Below are 14,785 nucleotides of genomic sequence, written 5' to 3'. Positions count from 1 at the left end.
CTCAGTGACGCCACCCTCCATAACTGGCGGCTTGGCCGCCGTCAGGCCGACGGGGGGCCGAGCCATGATTCACGTTCGCCGAATCGCCTTATATGCCGTCGCGGCTGCATTCATGCTTGCCGGATATCCAGATCTGGCAGTGGCAGAAGATGCTGCAAGCTCGGGCGTGTTCCGTGTCACGCTGCTTGGGACAGGCGCGCCAGATCCCTCGGCGGATCGATTTGGCGCCAGCACGCTGATCGAGGCAGGGAACCAGAAGATACTCATCGATGCCGGGCGCGGCGCCACGATACGCCTCGCACAGCTACACATCCCGCTTGGAAAGATCGACGTCCTCTTCTTGACCCATTACCACTCTGATCACACCGTTGGCGTCCCTGACCTTTGGCTGACTGGGTGGCTCCCGCCGCCCTTCGGACAGCGCAATACCCCGTTTCATGTGATCGGACCGAGCGGTGCGGCCGATTTGATGGTGAACCTGGAGCGCGCGTATGCTGCTGACATCAGGATGCGGATGGCCGACCAAAAGCTTTCCCGTGAGGGACTCGATGTCAAGGTCGAGGAATTCACAAGGGACGGCATCGTGTATGAAAAAAATGGGCTTCGCGTGACTGCCTTTGAGGTCAATCACGGCGAGGCAGTCAGGCCCGCGTTCGGCTATCGCATCGACTATGCGGGCCACGCCGTCCTTATCTCGGGCGATACGCGGCTCAACGAGAATGTTGTGAAGTATGGTGCTGGGACCGATCTGCTGGTGCATGAGGTCTTTGCCGTGAAACCAGACATGATGAAGAGCCCGGCAATGCAAGCAATCGCCGCGCATCATGTCACGCCGCAGGAAGCAGGTAGGGTATTCACACGTGCGCGTCCCAGGCTTGCTGTGTACACGCATCTTTCGCTTATCGGCACGCCGACCACCCCGAGTTTGATGCCCGATGAAATCGTGTCGCAAACGCGTGAAAGCTACAACGGTCCGTTGGCAGTCGGGGAAGACCTCATGGCCTTCGAGATTGGCGCCGAAGGCGTGGCCATTTATCGACGTGGGCCTCGCTAGCTGTGAAGCGGTATTGCCACTGGGTCAAGCCTGTCCGCGCAGCAGGTATTCGCCGCCCGGCAGCATGGTGAATGATTTTAGGGGAGGATTGGCGGTCATTATGGTGCAGCGGCGCAGAATTCCGGCCTGACGCGAACCGTGGTCAACCGGACCGATGTATCAGTGCCAGGTCGCGAAGCAGTAGCCGCGCGCGTGGAGGTTGCGCCCCAAACGTTTCGGCAAGCACGCGTAGCGACATCGACAGCTTGTCGTAGCCGCCAATCCAACCCAGTACCCAAAGCAAAGCCGGGGAGCGCCTTTAAGCTGCCCTTGAAGCCGGCAGCGGAAATCATCAGCCGGGGCCCACGCACGCGCCAAGTTCGCTCAGCAGGTGAGCAAGCCTGGCCTGGGTGCCCGTCTCGGTCTTGTTGAAGATCGCCTTGAGCTGGCTGCGGGCAGTCTCATGGCGGATGCCGAGCCGCGCGCTGGCTTCGGGCAGCCCGATGCCAGCGGTGAGCAGTGTCGCCAGCCGAATTTCGGCTGCGCTCAGGCCATACAGTTCGCGCAGCACGCCCGCCAGCAGGGCCGGAGCAGCGCCGGCTTCGCGGACCGCGACCAGAGCGGCCGGGCGCTGCCATTGCCTGGCCAGGCGATGGGCCGGCGGCAGCGGCAGCACGACGACGCTTGCGCTGTGCCCGCTGCCGTCGTGGGCTTGCGCGGCTTGGGCCGGCATGGCGCCTTCAGGGCTGCAGGCTGCAGCCAGCATCTCCCGGAACGGTCGGCTCAGGCGCCAGTCGTCATGGCACGTCCGGCCTCCGGGGGCGACCTGCTTGCCCGGCAACAGCCGCCTCACCCAGCGTTCGCCACGGGCATTGCTGAGCAGCACCTTGCTGTCAGGCGCGACGACGATCAGGCCGAAGGGGAGTCGCTCCAGCACTTGCGCAGACAGCTCGCCGAGCATGGCGACGTCCAGCGTGCGCTCGCGCAGGCTCAGTGCCTGTCGCAGGTGCGGCATCGCCCAGCCTAGCCGGCGCGCGTCCTCAGCGTGATAGGGTTGTTGTCCCAAGGGCTTTTGCAGCGAAAAATAGATTTCGCGGTGCGGCTTGCGCTCGACCAGGCAGCCCATCACGGAACTCAGCTTGAACCCGTGCATGAACTCGCGGTAAAAGGGCAGCCGGCTCATATTCGCCTGACCGAGGTCGCGCGAATCGACATACCAGTCTCCCACTGCCATTTGGCGCGTGTAGGTCCGCGACGGGTCTTCGGCCTGGTAGTGGCCGTTGTAGGCGTCGACCAGTTCCTGGTTCAGGTCATGGATCTCGCTGACCCGAAACTGCTGGCTGGGCGCGTCAAACTCGACCAGCGACGCGTGCATGCTTTCGCCGGCATCGCGCAGCAGGGCCAGGCTGGACTGCCAGGCGGTTTCGTCAAGGATGCCCTCGTACAGGCCGCGTATGGTCTGATGCATCACTTCTTCTTTCATTGCGCTCCCCCTGGGCGCCTGCGCCGCGCGTACCTGCCGGGGGCTTGCCCCGCGCGGCTTGGTTGCCCGTCTTGCTCTGTATGGCTTATCCCCCGTTCAGGGGAATGCAAAGACAATACGAGATCCGCGACGTCCGCACTTGCGGTTTCTTGCGAATAATTCTGGGGAGCCGGCTTGTGCGTCGGCTGTCAGGTCAGGCTTGCCTGGCCTGCGCATGAGTGTTGCGGCGGAAATCGCTTGGCGATGCCCCGCTGAACTTGCGGAAGGCAGCGAAGAATTGTGTGTAGGAATCGAACCCGCTTGCGGCCGCCACGTCGGACAGGGACATATCGGGGTGGCGCCGAATCAGTTTCCGCGCATACTCGACGCGGCACATCAGCACGTATTGCCAAAGGCTGACCTGGCGCGTCTTGCGAAACATCCGGCACAGGTGGAAGGGGCTGATATGGACTGCGGCGGCGATCGCGTCGATGGTGAGCGGCTGGGACAGGTGGGCGAGGATGAAATCGTCCAGCCGCGCCAGAATGTGCCTGGACAAGAGGCCCGGCTGCTGGGCTGCCAGGGCGGTTGCGTCCTGCTTCCCGCCGCCATAGAGGAGGGCCACGCGCAGGCTGATGGCCAGCAGCAAGGATTGGTCGAGCAGACTGCCGCCCACGCTGCCACCCCGGACATGGGCGTCCAGCGCCAGCACCAGTTGCACTAGGCCGTTGTCGGCGCCGCCGGCGAAGTCCGAGCGCAGATCGGGCGTGCTGCGTTCGTGCGTCCGTTCATGGGCCAGGACAACGGCATCGGGTCGCACGGAAAAATAGATGGCATCCAGCGGGGCTGACCAGGCGCTGGAAAGCGCATCACCGGCAGCGCGAAAATAGACCTGATTTGGCGCCATCGCCCCGTCCAGGCGCCGCCCGTTGACGTGCCAGCGGATCGCGACGGGGCCCCGGCCGATCGGGATGGCCAGGCAGTGCACGGGCATGACCGTGGTGTCCAGGGCGCCGGCGGGCAACAGGTGGCGCTCCAGTACAAAGCCGTCCCAGTGAGAGGTCGCGCTGCCATAGCGCGGCGTCGTAGGGATAGCTGGCACGGTGCCGCCGGCTGTCGTTGCCAGCAACTGGGTGCGTGAAGGAGCCTGGCCCATGGCTGGCGCGAGTCAACCCGCGCCCAACATCGCGGGCAAGGCGAGATATACGGTATTTGTCATCTCTTTGTGCCGTCACCTTTCGCGACCGCCTCCGCGGCAGGTCGTCCGCTATGTGTGTGGCGAGTATATACAGCTTGCGGTCGCTTTGGCCCTTCCGGCCGAGCGCCTGACCGACAACGACGCTGTTGTGGCATCCTTCCATTGGCAAAAGAAAGGAAGGGTAGGGGTCAACATGTATAAGAGCTTGCTGATAGTCGCGGCCGCCGCGGCCGCCTTTATCTATTACAAAACTCACGCGCCTTTGGTAAATCCCGTTGCCCAGGCCGAGCCACAGCAGATCGAGGTCTCGGCTGTGGCAGCGAGAGCGGAACCGGCATTCCGCTGCGAGGGAAAACAGCACTGCAGCCAGATGGCTTCCTGCGCGGAAGCGCGCTTCTATCTAAAGAATTGCCCGGGGGTAAAGATGGATGGGGACGGCGACGGTATTCCATGTGAGACGCCGCCTCTCCAGTGTATGTTTTGACGACAGGCCACGCACTGCCATTCACTTCTGCGCGGGGAGACGGCTGAACCGTTGCTCGATGACCTTGGTTCCCCATTGCGCCCCCTCTGATTCGTCCGCCAACTGAAAGCCAAAGGACTCATATAGATGGCGTGCCGCATCCAGCCCTTTGAACGTCCAGAGGTACGTCTCGCTATATCGCTCGTCGACGAATTTCATCGCGTGTGACATCAGTTGCCGTCCGACGCCAGAGCCACGCAATGAGTCATCCACAATGAACCAGCGCAAATGGGCGATGCCCTTTGCATCATCCCCGTCGATTGCGAGAGAGGCGAGCGACCGGCCATTTTCGACGTAGAGCCACAGCGCCTTGCCATCGGCTGGCAGCTTGCCGACAAACTCGGCAAGCTCTGTCGCCACCTTCTTTTCGAAGAACGCGCCGAAGCCCCAATGTTCCGAGTAAAACCGGGCGTGCAAGCTTGCGACGTCACCAATGCAGCCGGGTTGGTAGCCCTCAAGAATCCGCGCGGCCACGGCATCTCCGGGGGCTGTCTTGATTGCGTTGTCTTGCGTGAGTGCATTGGCGTAGAGCGCGAGAGAGCGGACCAGGGCCTGCTGGTCAGCAGGAACCATCCGTCGAAGCGCGTTGGACACCTGATCTGTTGCGAAGCGATCGATTTTCTTTCGAAGTTTCTGCCCTGCCTCGGTCAGGTACAGCTCGGACGAACGGCCGTCTTCGCTTGCGATCTTGCGCTCCAGGAGTCCACCAGCCTCCAGCCTCGCGATCTGCCTGCTCGTGTTCGATTTGTCCAGGCGCAAGATGTTGCCCAAATCCTTTGCGCTTATCCCTGGCTTCGCCCCGATTTCGATGATCGCGTGAACGGCCGATGGGGCAAGGTCACTATCGGCCAGGGTGGCTCGCATGAAGCCAAGTTCGCGAACAAGTCTCCGAGAGAAGTCGCGAAGTTCGAGAATCGTCGCTTCTCGAGATTTGGCTGGAATATCGACAAGGTCCACGGGCGGCCTTATATAAGTTGCGTTTCGCAACCAATATAGTTGTGAGGCGCAATCTTAATCAACTCCGGCTTTGCTTCGGGTTGCCCGATCGCCACCATCGATCACCTGCCGTAGCGCCTGCACAAATTGCCTGACTGCAGGCGTTGCTACCTCCTCGTCGAACGCGAATTCCACGTCGAAGCGGTCAGCGATCTCAGTCAGTGGCACCAGCCGCACGGTCGGCGGACAGACGGTTGACAGGCTTTCGGGGACAAACGCGCAACCCATCCCGGCTGAAACGAGACCGAGCACGGTCGGGATGTCGCTACCAACCTGGGTCACGCGAGGCGTGAAACCGGCGCGCTCACACTGCGTCATCAGGAAGCGATGCTGGGACGAGGAGCGCGCCGGATCGAACCAGACGAAGGGCAGGTCCGCCACGTCCGCCAGTCGTTTCGGCTGCTTGTGCCGGACAGTCTGTGACGAAGGCATGGCCAATACGAAGCGGTCACTAAGCAACACGATGCCGGACAGGTGCGCAGCCTCATGCCGGCGCCAGGCCATGATGCCGCCATCCACCTGCCTGTGCCGGATCGCGGCAATCTGCTCCGTCGACAGCATCGGGTCCACCAGGACCTTGACTTCCGGGCACGCCATCCGGAAGGCCCTGAGCACGTTCGTCACGACGGCTGAACTCAGATAGTTTGGCAACACACCAAGGCGCAGTTCGCCGAGCTGCCCGGCGGCGCAACGCAAGGCGCGATCGCGACTGGCTTGCAGGTTTGCCAGAAGTTGCGTGGCATCCCGCAGGAAGCTCTCGCCCGCCACAGTGAGTTGCACGCCCCTGGCTTTGCGCGCCAGCAGTGGCGTGCCGATGGCCGCCTCAAGTTCGATGATTTGCCGCGACAGGGCGGGCTGGACGATACCGACCGCCCGCGCGCCTGCCACCACGCTGCCGGCCTGCGCTACCGCGATGAAGTAGCGAAGATGTCGCAATTCAATGTTCCGCATAGCTTCTCCGCAGGTTCAGTTCCATACTTGAAAAGCATGGATAAGCTACCTGAATAGCATTTGTTTGCATAGCTTCCTGGGTCTACGATGGTGTAGCTTCCTCATTGCAGGGAGCTCGCTTCCACAGTTCGCTACGAAACATGACGCTCCATATCAACACCCCTTTTGTACAGTCCCAGGCCAATTCGCAGCGGCTCGGCAAGCCGGTCTGGTTAAAGATGGAAGCCGCACAGCCGTCCGGTTCTTTCAAGCTCCGAGGTGTTGGCGCCTTGTGTGAAGCGCGGCACGCAGCGGGCGTACAGCGATTCATTTCATCGTCAGGCGGAAATGCCGGGATTGCGGCTGCCTATTGCGGACGCGAACTCGGCGTTCCGGTGGTGGTTGTGGTGCCTGAGAGCACGCCGCCTCGGGCGCGCGACCTGATCCGTCTTGAAGGCGCGGAGCTAATCGTGCATGGAGGCACATGGGCGGAAGCGCACGAGTTTGCCCTGTCCCTGATCGGGCCACGCGATGCCTTCGTGCACCCGTTCGACGATCCGCTTATCTGGCAGGGCCACGCCACGTTGGTGGACGAGATGGCGGCATCCGGGCCGAAGCCAGGCGCAATCGTCCTTGCCGTGGGCGGTGGTGGCCTGCTGTGCGGCGTGCTGGAAGGGCTTCACAGCAATGGCTGGTCCGACGTGCCAGTCATCGCCGTAGAGACCGACGGTGCGGACTGCTACGCCCGCTCGCTCGCACAAGGCAGGCCGGTCGAACTCTCAAGAATCACCAGCGTGGCGACGTCGCTTGGCGCCAGGCGGCCGTGCGATGGCGCGCTCCGATGGGCGAAGCGTCACGAGATCCACAGCGTCGTGGTGTCAGACGAACAGGCGGTGCAGGCAGCGATACGGTTTCTTGACGAACACCGCGTCCTGGTCGAGCCGGCGTGCGGCGCCGCCCTGGCGGCATTGGATAGCGACAACCCCGTGCTGAAGGCGGCCTCCAACATCGCCGTGGTGGTATGTGGCGGGGCCACGGTGACTACCCGGAAACTGCATGACTTTTCTGCAATGTTGGACTGAGGGAGCTTAGAGAGTGTTATGCACTGCCTCGCCAGGATGCTCAGGGGGCATACCCTTGCGGTACCGGCGGCGGGAAGTAGGGCTTGTAGTTGGCAGGTGGCGTTGCGGGCGGCGCCGCAAGCATCTGGCTGTAGGCCGGGACCCGGTGTCCGCTGGCGTACATACACTGAACGTACGCAGCGTCGTATTGGCGCTGCGCATCGTATCCTGAGTCGCTTGAAGTGCTGGCACCGGCCGCCGAACTGCTCACCGCCGCCGTGTCGGAGGCTTGATGCGAGTTCACGCCGCCGACCTTGCCCAGCGCGAACTGGCGGCAGTTGTGCTCATCGCCGAGAAACTGGTCGAGCGTCTTGTTACTGCCCGGGAGCACCATCACGCTGGGGCCCGACGGCATTGCAGTGCAGGCGCCCACAACGAGCGCAGCTGACATCAGGAGGGGAATGGAACGCGGCTTCATCCATACCTCTGCATTACGGCGATGGCTGGGCCGGCACCGTTTGCCAGCCGCCCGGGCAGTCCTTGACGTACGGGTAATAGCCACTGGGCTGGTCGCAGCGGTACCACCACGCGTTCGCCGAGGCATCGTCCGACCCATCGCCTTGCTCGATGTATTGCGCCGCGGGCGCGTAGTAACCGGGGTAGTAATTGGGGTATGGCCAGCCGTAGTATGGATATCCCCACCAGCCCGGCCAGCCGCCGCCTACCACGAATGCCACGTGCCCGTGCCCATGGTGAAAGCCGTCATGGTGAAAACCGTCATGGTGGAAGCCATCGTGCCCGTGAAAGCCGCCGCCGTGCATGCCACCGCCGCCACCACGACCGCCGCTGCGACCGCCGGCCAGCGTCGGACCGCCGGCGGCCATCGCCGCGCCTGCTACTAATGCCAGGGCGATCTTGCAAAGCCTGCGCCCGTTCATGATGTGTCCCCCGTCTTGCTGCCTGTCGGCCGGATCACTCGGGACCCGCGCGGACCGTCCCCCTCCCGCGCACGTAATCTCCGCTTGAACACCAGATTGACGCATCCGGCTCCGGCCATGGAGCCCTGGAAAATTAGAGGCGTTACGGCCATTTTCCGGTAAGACCCCCGGCCGCACCTGGTCTGAGCGGACTCCGCACTGTCATCTTTGTAAACGACTGACAGGTCGGGTTTATTCCATCAACCTGTCCCCCGACTTCCTATCATGCCGATGCCGCGGCTCACACAGCAGCCCCCTGGGAACGGCGGCTATGCAGCCTGAATAACATATTCCACTTCATGAGGCGGTGGGTCAGGCGTCCGTGTGCCCTTGGCGCCGTAGGACGACATGCGTGGCCTTCTCCGACGCTACGAATTCAACGCATTCGTATCCCAGAGCCCGCAAGTCAACCCCTTCGAACAGCGATTCTCCCCGGCCGAGCAGGACCGGCGCGATAGCAATGTGCAGTTCATCAATGAGGCCCTCACGAAGATACTGCCGGATTGTGTCCGGCCCACCGCCGATCCGGACGTCCATTCCGGCAGCGGCCTCGCGTGCACGGTCGAGCGCCTCGCGAACGCCTCCTGTTATGAAGTGGAACGTCGTGTCGCCTTCCATCTCGACGGGGGGACGAGCATGGTGGGTCAAGATGAAGACTGGAACGTGATACGGTGGATTTTCTCCCCACCAGCCCTTCCAGTTTGTGTCCGGCCAGTCCCCACGAATGGGTCCGAACATGTTCCTCCCAAGAATCCAGGCCCCAACATTCTGAAAGCCACGGTCGGCAAAATCATCGTCAACCCCGGTCGTACCGCCGTCCTTGCCGAACAAGGCCCGCTGGAACGTGCGTGTCGGGACTAGCCACTGGTGCAGTTCCGTCCCGCCAACGCCGAGTGGATTGTTGATGTCTTGATTCGGACCTGCTCCGTATCCGTCAAGGGAGATGGTGAAGCCCTCAACGCGAACTCGTGCCATCGTTTGCCTCCGTTTAGACGCCTAACAGGTAACCAACGGACGCCGGCGTCCGGACATGCTTATTAGTAGGGACAGATTGTTTCGCGCGTAAGCTTTTGTTTTCACGGCGAATCCTTTCCGAGCTGTCTCGATACTACGGTTAATGTACCGGACACCAATGCGGGCAGTAAATCCGCACCGATGCCCGGTTTGGAGAATGGCCAGAAACAGCGCTTGCCGACCGCTGGTGGCCGGGAGCGGCCGGTCGCCGCAGTAAGCCCTTGTCCAGCCGCCTTCCTCCAGGCCCGAAATGGCGTCCTATGTTAAGGTTGGCGGGATGAGTGCATGGACTTCAACTGGTGATGCATGGGCCCCATCTATGTGCCGGGGGAGTGATGGAGCGTGAGTGATGTGAAGCAGGAAACGCGGCGCACGCTGCGGACAGAGAGAGTGTCAACCAGCAGGGCTTTGCGCCTGAGCGTGCCGCCAGAGGCCAGGCCAGCGCCGGTCAACGGGAAAGACTGGCTGCGGCAGAGGAAAGAGCAATTGCAGGCTGCCCGTGCCGCTGCCAGGCAAAGGCGCGAGCTGCTAAGAGCCGAAATCATGTCGGCCGTGCAAGATGTTGCCCGAGAGGAACGCGCTGCTGCGCGGCTGGAAGCTGAGCGCCTGAAGGCGGAAGCCAAGGCCGCGCGAGCCTACACGCGGGAGGACGCACGCGCCGCGGCCAAGTTCGAGCGCGGCCAGCCAACCCGCCCGGCGTCCAAACGAAAGACGCTTTCTAATGAGAAACGCAAGCTGGTCTCTTACGCCGATCTGTTGCGCATGCGAGAGTGATCTGGCGGAAGTTCGACACCCCCCTTGCCGTCATTCGGGTCGACATAAGGGAAATGGCCGCTCTCAATTATTTCTCTTCTCGCATCGATGGGGTAAAAGTGATCCCCACCAATAAGCCTTCCGGCCCGATGAAACGACTGACGATCTGGCCCCACGGCTCTTTCTTGTTCCTGACCAGCATTTGATACCCGCGTGATTCAAGCTCCGCCGTAGCCCTTTCGACGTTGTCAACGTCAAACTCAATCCAGGCTTGCGGGACAGGAACATCACCAGGCCACGAATCCCTGCCGTAGCACGACTGAGCTGCCTCAGAGAGCGGCCACAGGGCGAAGCTGTTTGCCCCTTTCAGAGCCTCCGTGTGAAGGTAACCGCCTTTCTCCTCATTGAAGGGGATACCGAAGGTCTGACTGTACAGCTTGCGGCTTGCCTGCGCCTCACGAACAATCGGGCCAAAGCCTGCAATGAACAAGACTTTGGCATTTGCGATCTCTTCCATGGCTTCTCCTTTGCCCCCGAATGAGCGGTTTGGCTCGAAAGCAGTGGCCACGAGTACGGAATGCGATCGGGTGGGTGACCGCAATGGCCGACTACCTGACGAGCATAACTGTCCACGCCGATCCAATTCTGTCCTGGCGTAGAGGTCGGTTTGTAGGTAGGAGATTGTCGTGGATAAGTGTAGGCTTGTTTCCGTTGGCTTGTAGCCCCGTCCCCCGCGCGGCGAACAATGCTGTGATCGAGTTTGTGAACGCTATCCACTGATTGCAAGAGGAGGGCCAAATGGTCGACTCCACAAAGCCGCGCGCTATCGGCTTTAACCACGTAGCGCTGGAAGTCGGCGATATCGAGGAAGCCCTGGCATTCTATGGCCGCATTTTCGACTTTCAATTGCGCGGCAAGAGCAAGACGATGGCCTTCATCGATCTTGGCGACCAATTCATCGCCTTGCAGGCGGGACGCAAACAGCCCCCCGATGACGGCCGGCATGTCGGCCTCGTTGTCGATGACAAGGAGGCGGCGCGCGCCGCCCTCAAGGCGGCGGGGGTCAAATCGATCGACGGTCCGTTTCTGGATTTCCGCGACCCCTGGGGCAATCGCATCGAGATCGTGGGCTATGACAATATCCAGTTCACCAAGGCTCCGAACGTTCTGCGCGGCATGGGCCTGACGCATTTGACCAAGAACGAAAGCGCGAAAAAGGAACTGGCGGAAAAAGGGATGGCGGCGAGCTAGAGCCCCTGGTGTGGGGTTGTGATCTCTCGGGTCAATCCCGCGAGTTCAGGGCTGCGCGGCCATCATGGGAGGTCTGACCTGTCAGCCAGGCGCGCGCTGAGCCACCCAGCGCCGGTATTGACGGACACGGCATGCATCGGACGGCTGCTGCAGGATCAGCGCGCGCAGCGGTGACACCCTGGGATCAGTGGCCTTGCCTCGGCTGAGCTTGCGCAGTTGGAACTTGACTGCCGCCATATTGGCCAACGAGGCCAGCGGCTTGTTCTTCGAGCTGACCGGCAGCAACGCAGGCGCACTGTGCTTGCCGGCACGCCAGTCGCGCGGCACCTCTCGCCGTTGAGCAACCAGAGAACAGATACGTGGGGTGGCCCACTGGAGAACCGCGCGCGCCTGCTTTTTGAGATCGTCAGGGCTGTACGCGCGGTGGCAACTTGTCGAACACGTTCATGGGGGCACCTCGTTTGGTCGTGGCTCGACTTTAAGGTTAAAGTAAGCTTTAATGTCAAGGGCTTTTGTGAGGTGACGTATGAGAATTGGAGAGCTGGCGAAGCTCAGCGGTCTGACGGCCTCCCGCATCCGCTTTTACGAGGCCGCCGGATTGATCCTGGCGGTCGAGCGCAAGGCGAATGGCTATCGCGACTACCCGCCGGAGGCGGTATGGATTCTCGAAATCATCGCCAGCGCGCAGAGTGCGGGGTTCTCGCTCGATCAGATCCGCCATCTGCTGCCGCCCGGTTCGGGGAACTGGCAGCATGATGCGTTGCTGGATGCCCTGAAGCGAAAGGTCGCCGAAATCGAGGACATGCAAAGGCGTCTCAAACAAAACAAGACCCATCTGCTCGCCGCCATCAGGAACATCGAGAACAAGCCTGAGGATATGAAGTGCTCTGACGGGACGAAGTGGGTGCTGGACCGCCTCCGCGAAGAGGGGGCCGTGCCAGCGCGGGGAAAGGGCCGTCGGTCCGCCGCGAGCTAATCCCGCAGCTTCTAAAGGGGACAGGTCCATTTGTGGACCGTGTACGTGGCTATCTCACCGACGGGGTCCATTTCCTTGCCACGGATGGCCGACACTCAATCCTGAGCCCCATACAGTCAGGGTTCGTGGGTTTTGCTACCGAGCAGATATTTTTCAATACGGGAATCAGGGGCGAACCATACGCCAGCCATTAAGGTCAGTATAAAAAACGAAGCTGCGCTGCTGAAAAAACTGGCCAGGATTGCTAATGCGTAGATTGGGAGGGAGAGCTTCCCTTTGAGGTCGTTTCCGATGGCCTGTCTGAGTGCGGAATGTTCGCCGTCGTAGTTCATGATGAGTCTTGTGAGCAGCGAGTAAGACACGGAGCACATGAACAGGACAAAGGCATAGATTGCCGTCGGCGTTTCCGCGAAGCCGGATTTGCCGGTCCAGGTGGTGGTGAATGGAATCATGCTTAGCCAAAAGAGCAAGTGGAGATTCGCCCACATGATTCTTCCATTAATGCCACGGGCAACCTGGAACAGGTGATGATGGTTGTTCCAGTATATTCCGACGTAAACAAAGCTTAATACATAGCCGAAAAAATTATAGGCATTGTTCAGAATATTCTTAAGCGCAAAGCCTTCGGGAACCTGCAATTGAAACAGCATGAGTGTCAAGCTTACAGAAATGACCCCATCGCTAAATGATTCAAGCCTGTTCTTGCCGATGATCATGCTGTCACTCACTCATCTGAATTGGTTGCGAAATGCCAGGCGCGCCATATATGCGATGGGAAGAATAAACGGGAGGACACTCCAGAATCCTATCGTCACGTAGAGGGATGCACCCAGGAAAGCGCCGATCACAAAGCCGACCACAACACTTGCGCTTTTGAGAAGATCCTGGAAGTTGGCGCGTGTCCTTGCGCGCAAGTAGTTTGACAGATCGATACCCAACTGTGTGGTGTTCCCGGTCATCATGGTGCTGGGGCTGATGTACTTGATCAGTGTCTTGCTGGCAGTATTTCGGACGGCAAGCGCGACCAGGCCAAGGCCTCCAGTCAAAGCAAGGCCCGCGCCATCCGGATTCCCGAACGGTTCGAGATACAGGCCGGCGACCATGAAACCCAGCAAGAAGACTGCTTCAGCTACAAACAGCCAACCTAAGGTCTGGTGGGTCTGGTGGGTCTGCTGGTTGCGGTCAATCAGCATCTTGCTGATGATGACCGTGGCAATAAAGAGTGGTATGGCGCCAAGCTTGATCCATAAGCCGGCCCCGCCTTTGACGAATGCCGCTCCCGCGAGCACCAGGTTTCCGGTGACGTGCGCAGTGAAGAAGCCCAGCAGCGCAATAAAGCCAATCGTGTCGATGGCGCCGCCCACAATAGTAAGAAGGATTGGCGCCTTGCATATTTCCCAGAGGCTGAGATTCTCGCTTGTTTCCGTATTGTTTGATGCGTTGACGTTTGCGCTCATGGTTGAGATCCATCCGGTAAATGGGACCAGCGGTGCCTTGCACTAGCCCAACTCCAGGCGCGCTCGGCCGATCCGGCAATGCTGAAAGGTGGCAAACGCTCGCCGGTAGTATTGTCGTCGCTTGCTTGTCTCGCAGGGGGCTGCCCGCGGGGGGGTTCCCCCGCGGGGAGGGCGGTCATGCGATTAGCGTCCTGGCGACGATTGCTGCCGCCGCTACGCTAGAGGCGCTGATCGCCAGCCAGCTTCCCAGCAGGAGGGCGCCGTTGGCAACGTTTCGACCTGGATTCATTTGGTGCGCTCCTAGGGATGACTGGCGGCGGACATGCATCAGCGCTCGATGACCGGCGCGTGCACGGGAGCCAGCGATTCGTGCGTGGTTGCCGTGCGTTGCGCCGCCTTGTGGACCATCGTATAGGCATAGTCGACCCCCATGCCATAGGCGCCCGAGTGTTCCTTGGCCACGGCCATCACCTCGTCGTACGTTTCGCGGTTCTTCCAGTCGCGTTGCCATTCCAGCATGACCTGTTGCCAGGTCACGGGCACCACGCCTGCCTGGACCATGCGCTGCATGGCGTAGTCATGCGCTTCCTTGGTCGTGCCGCCCGAGGCGTCGGCCACCATATAGATCTCGTAGTTGCCTTCGAGCATCGCGCACAGCGCGAAGGTGGTGTTGCAGACCTCGGTCCAGAGGCCGGCCACGACGACCTTCTTGCGGCCATTGGCGGCCAGTGCATCGCGCACCTTCTGATCGTCCCAGGAGTTCATCGAAGTGCGCTCAAGGGTTTGCTTGCCGGGGAAGACGTCGAGCAGTTCCGGATAGGTATAGCCGGAGAACGAATCGCTTTCGACGGTGGTGATCGTGGTCGGCACGTCGAAGACCTTCGCGGCCTTGGCCAGGCCCACGACGTTGTTCTTCATGGTCTGGCGGTCCATCGACTGCACGCCGAAGGCCATCTGCGGCTGGTGGTCGATGATGATGAGCTGGCTGTTGCGGGGGGTCAGGACTTCAAGCTTGGCGTTCGACATGGTGCTCTCCGGTGGAATCTGATTCAATGATTTTGAGGTTCTGCTGGCGGTGCCGTTCTTACTTTCCCGCTGTGTGGCGCCGTCCATGTGCAGAACTATAGCGAACGAAAGTGCGCGAACAGCCAATC

17 protein-coding genes and 3 pseudogenes are annotated in these 14,785 nt (G+C 61.0%); 8 read left to right on the top strand and 12 right to left on the bottom strand.

Annotation, left to right across the window (positions count from 1 at the left end; genetic code table 11):
- Window positions 1-64 precede the first annotated feature (64 nt).
- Both DN412_RS23590 and DN412_RS44640 read left to right on the top strand, forming a co-directional pair.
- The gene (locus tag DN412_RS23590) at window positions 65-1,054 is read left to right on the top strand and encodes an MBL fold metallo-hydrolase (protein ID WP_115213785.1); all 990 of its coding nucleotides are present in this window, start codon (window positions 65-67) and stop codon (window positions 1,052-1,054) included.
- 87 nt (window positions 1,055-1,141) lie between these two features.
- Window positions 1,142-1,261 (top strand): annotated as a pseudogene (locus tag DN412_RS44640) (cupin domain-containing protein); the annotation flags it as partial.
- A gap of 124 nt (window positions 1,262-1,385) precedes the next feature.
- On the opposite strand, the gene DN412_RS23580 reads toward DN412_RS44640, so the two are convergent.
- Together DN412_RS23580 and DN412_RS23575 are read right to left on the bottom strand one after the other, a co-directional pair.
- Window positions 1,386-2,516 (bottom strand): helix-turn-helix transcriptional regulator, encoded by a 1,131-nt coding sequence (locus DN412_RS23580; protein WP_115213784.1) that lies wholly within the window; start codon window positions 2,514-2,516, stop codon window positions 1,386-1,388.
- Window positions 2,517-2,709: 193 nt separating this feature from the next.
- The gene (locus tag DN412_RS23575; protein ID WP_161564035.1) at window positions 2,710-3,519 is read right to left on the bottom strand and encodes a helix-turn-helix transcriptional regulator; all 810 of its coding nucleotides are present in this window, start codon (window positions 3,517-3,519) and stop codon (window positions 2,710-2,712) included.
- A 130-nt stretch (window positions 3,520-3,649) separates the two neighbouring features.
- Here DN412_RS23575 and DN412_RS44635 point away from each other — a divergent pair, with 130 nt between their 5' ends.
- Window positions 3,650-4,177 (top strand): excalibur calcium-binding domain-containing protein, encoded by a 528-nt coding sequence (locus tag DN412_RS44635; RefSeq protein WP_244222761.1) that lies wholly within the window; start codon window positions 3,650-3,652, stop codon window positions 4,175-4,177.
- A 21-nt stretch (window positions 4,178-4,198) separates the two neighbouring features.
- Here the strand turns inward: DN412_RS44635 and DN412_RS23565 are convergent, their stop codons facing one another.
- A complete protein-coding gene (locus DN412_RS23565; RefSeq protein WP_115213782.1) occupies window positions 4,199-5,173 on the bottom strand; it encodes a bifunctional helix-turn-helix transcriptional regulator/GNAT family N-acetyltransferase in 975 nt (324 codons plus the stop codon).
- A 54-nt stretch (window positions 5,174-5,227) separates the two neighbouring features.
- Complete coding sequence (locus tag DN412_RS23560) at window positions 5,228-6,163, bottom strand: LysR family transcriptional regulator (RefSeq protein WP_115213781.1); 936 nt, start codon at window positions 6,161-6,163, stop codon at window positions 5,228-5,230.
- 140 nt (window positions 6,164-6,303) lie between these two features.
- On the opposite strand from DN412_RS23560, the gene DN412_RS23555 reads away from it, so the two are divergent.
- Window positions 6,304-7,224 carry a pyridoxal-phosphate dependent enzyme gene (locus DN412_RS23555; protein ID WP_115213780.1) on the top strand — a complete coding sequence of 307 codons (921 nt, stop codon included), beginning with the start codon at window positions 6,304-6,306 and terminating at the stop codon, window positions 7,222-7,224.
- Between the two features lie 40 nt (window positions 7,225-7,264).
- On the opposite strand, the gene DN412_RS23550 is transcribed toward DN412_RS23555, so the two are convergent.
- The 3 genes from DN412_RS23550 to DN412_RS23540 form a co-directional block, all read right to left on the bottom strand.
- Window positions 7,265-7,681, bottom strand: coding sequence for a glycine zipper family protein (locus DN412_RS23550; RefSeq protein WP_115213779.1), 417 nt, complete (start codon window positions 7,679-7,681; stop codon window positions 7,265-7,267).
- 13 nt (window positions 7,682-7,694) lie between these two features.
- The gene (locus DN412_RS23545) at window positions 7,695-8,141 is read right to left on the bottom strand and encodes a hypothetical protein (protein ID WP_115213778.1); all 447 of its coding nucleotides are present in this window, start codon (window positions 8,139-8,141) and stop codon (window positions 7,695-7,697) included.
- Window positions 8,142-8,492: 351 nt separating this feature from the next.
- Window positions 8,493-9,155: a dihydrofolate reductase family protein gene (locus DN412_RS23540; RefSeq protein WP_115213777.1), complete on the bottom strand. Its 663-nt coding sequence runs from the start codon at window positions 9,153-9,155 to the stop codon at window positions 8,493-8,495.
- A 381-nt stretch (window positions 9,156-9,536) separates the two neighbouring features.
- Here DN412_RS23540 and DN412_RS23535 point away from each other — a divergent pair, with 381 nt between their 5' ends.
- Window positions 9,537-9,968 (top strand): hypothetical protein, encoded by a 432-nt coding sequence (locus tag DN412_RS23535; RefSeq protein WP_115213776.1) that lies wholly within the window; start codon window positions 9,537-9,539, stop codon window positions 9,966-9,968.
- 67 nt (window positions 9,969-10,035) lie between these two features.
- Here the strand turns inward: DN412_RS23535 and DN412_RS23530 are convergent, their stop codons facing one another.
- Complete coding sequence (locus tag DN412_RS23530) at window positions 10,036-10,464, bottom strand: VOC family protein (protein WP_115213775.1); 429 nt, start codon at window positions 10,462-10,464, stop codon at window positions 10,036-10,038.
- Between the two features lie 281 nt (window positions 10,465-10,745).
- Between DN412_RS23530 and DN412_RS23525 the strand changes: the two genes are divergently transcribed.
- The gene (locus tag DN412_RS23525) at window positions 10,746-11,198 is read left to right on the top strand and encodes a VOC family protein (protein WP_078199251.1); all 453 of its coding nucleotides are present in this window, start codon (window positions 10,746-10,748) and stop codon (window positions 11,196-11,198) included.
- Window positions 11,199-11,279: 81 nt separating this feature from the next.
- Here the strand turns inward: DN412_RS23525 and DN412_RS44630 are convergent.
- Window positions 11,280-11,525: pseudogene (locus DN412_RS44630) on the bottom strand (2,4-dienoyl-CoA reductase); the annotation flags it as partial.
- On the opposite strand from DN412_RS44630, the pseudogene DN412_RS45910 reads away from it, so the two are divergent.
- Together DN412_RS45910 and DN412_RS23515 are read left to right on the top strand one after the other, a co-directional pair.
- Window positions 11,523-11,630 (top strand): annotated as a pseudogene (locus DN412_RS45910) (oxidoreductase); the annotation flags it as partial. The pseudogenes DN412_RS44630 and DN412_RS45910 sit on opposite strands and share 3 nt — an antisense overlap.
- A 94-nt stretch (window positions 11,631-11,724) precedes the next feature.
- The gene (locus DN412_RS23515; RefSeq protein ID WP_115213774.1) at window positions 11,725-12,174 is read left to right on the top strand and encodes a MerR family transcriptional regulator; all 450 of its coding nucleotides are present in this window, start codon (window positions 11,725-11,727) and stop codon (window positions 12,172-12,174) included.
- A gap of 116 nt (window positions 12,175-12,290) precedes the next feature.
- On the opposite strand, the gene DN412_RS23510 is transcribed toward DN412_RS23515, so the two are convergent.
- From DN412_RS23510 to DN412_RS23500, 3 genes are all read right to left on the bottom strand, one after another.
- A complete protein-coding gene (locus DN412_RS23510) occupies window positions 12,291-12,890 on the bottom strand; it encodes a TMEM175 family protein (protein WP_115213773.1) in 600 nt (199 codons plus the stop codon).
- A 12-nt stretch (window positions 12,891-12,902) separates the two neighbouring features.
- Entirely contained in the window at window positions 12,903-13,631 is a 729-nt protein-coding gene (locus tag DN412_RS23505) for a YoaK family protein (protein WP_208647645.1), read from the bottom strand.
- A gap of 327 nt (window positions 13,632-13,958) precedes the next feature.
- Window positions 13,959-14,657, bottom strand: coding sequence for a hydrolase (locus DN412_RS23500; RefSeq protein WP_115213772.1), 699 nt, complete (start codon window positions 14,655-14,657; stop codon window positions 13,959-13,961).
- Between the last annotated feature and the right edge of the window lie 128 nt (window positions 14,658-14,785).

Source organism: Cupriavidus lacunae (assembly GCF_003353055.1).
GTDB classification, from domain to species: Bacteria; Pseudomonadota; Gammaproteobacteria; order Burkholderiales; family Burkholderiaceae; genus Cupriavidus; species Cupriavidus lacunae.
The sequence above is the reverse complement of the archived record's forward strand: the minus strand, read 5'-3'. Positions and strand labels throughout refer to the sequence as shown.

Excerpts from the sequence above, each read along its gene's own strand:
- DN412_RS23590 (WP_115213785.1), top strand. The coding sequence starts at position 65 with ATGATTCACGTTCGCCGAATCGCCTTATATGCCGTCGCGGCTGCATTC.
- DN412_RS23580 (WP_115213784.1), bottom strand. The coding sequence starts at position 2,516 with ATGAAAGAAGAAGTGATGCATCAGACCATACGCGGCCTGTACGAGGGC.
- DN412_RS44635 (WP_244222761.1), top strand. The coding sequence starts at position 3,650 with ATGGCTGGCGCGAGTCAACCCGCGCCCAACATCGCGGGCAAGGCGAGA.
- DN412_RS23560 (WP_115213781.1), bottom strand. The coding sequence starts at position 6,163 with ATGCGGAACATTGAATTGCGACATCTTCGCTACTTCATCGCGGTAGCG.
- DN412_RS23555 (WP_115213780.1), top strand. The coding sequence starts at position 6,304 with ATGACGCTCCATATCAACACCCCTTTTGTACAGTCCCAGGCCAATTCG.
- DN412_RS23550 (WP_115213779.1), bottom strand. The coding sequence starts at position 7,681 with ATGAAGCCGCGTTCCATTCCCCTCCTGATGTCAGCTGCGCTCGTTGTG.
- DN412_RS23545 (WP_115213778.1), bottom strand. The coding sequence starts at position 8,141 with ATGAACGGGCGCAGGCTTTGCAAGATCGCCCTGGCATTAGTAGCAGGC.
- DN412_RS23540 (WP_115213777.1), bottom strand. The coding sequence starts at position 9,155 with ATGGCACGAGTTCGCGTTGAGGGCTTCACCATCTCCCTTGACGGATAC.
- DN412_RS23530 (WP_115213775.1), bottom strand. The coding sequence starts at position 10,464 with ATGGAAGAGATCGCAAATGCCAAAGTCTTGTTCATTGCAGGCTTTGGC.
- DN412_RS23525 (WP_078199251.1), top strand. The coding sequence starts at position 10,746 with ATGGTCGACTCCACAAAGCCGCGCGCTATCGGCTTTAACCACGTAGCG.
- DN412_RS23515 (WP_115213774.1), top strand. The coding sequence starts at position 11,725 with ATGAGAATTGGAGAGCTGGCGAAGCTCAGCGGTCTGACGGCCTCCCGC.
- DN412_RS23510 (WP_115213773.1), bottom strand. The coding sequence starts at position 12,890 with ATGATCATCGGCAAGAACAGGCTTGAATCATTTAGCGATGGGGTCATT.
- DN412_RS23505 (WP_208647645.1), bottom strand. The coding sequence starts at position 13,631 with ATGAGCGCAAACGTCAACGCATCAAACAATACGGAAACAAGCGAGAAT.
- DN412_RS23500 (WP_115213772.1), bottom strand. The coding sequence starts at position 14,657 with ATGTCGAACGCCAAGCTTGAAGTCCTGACCCCCCGCAACAGCCAGCTC.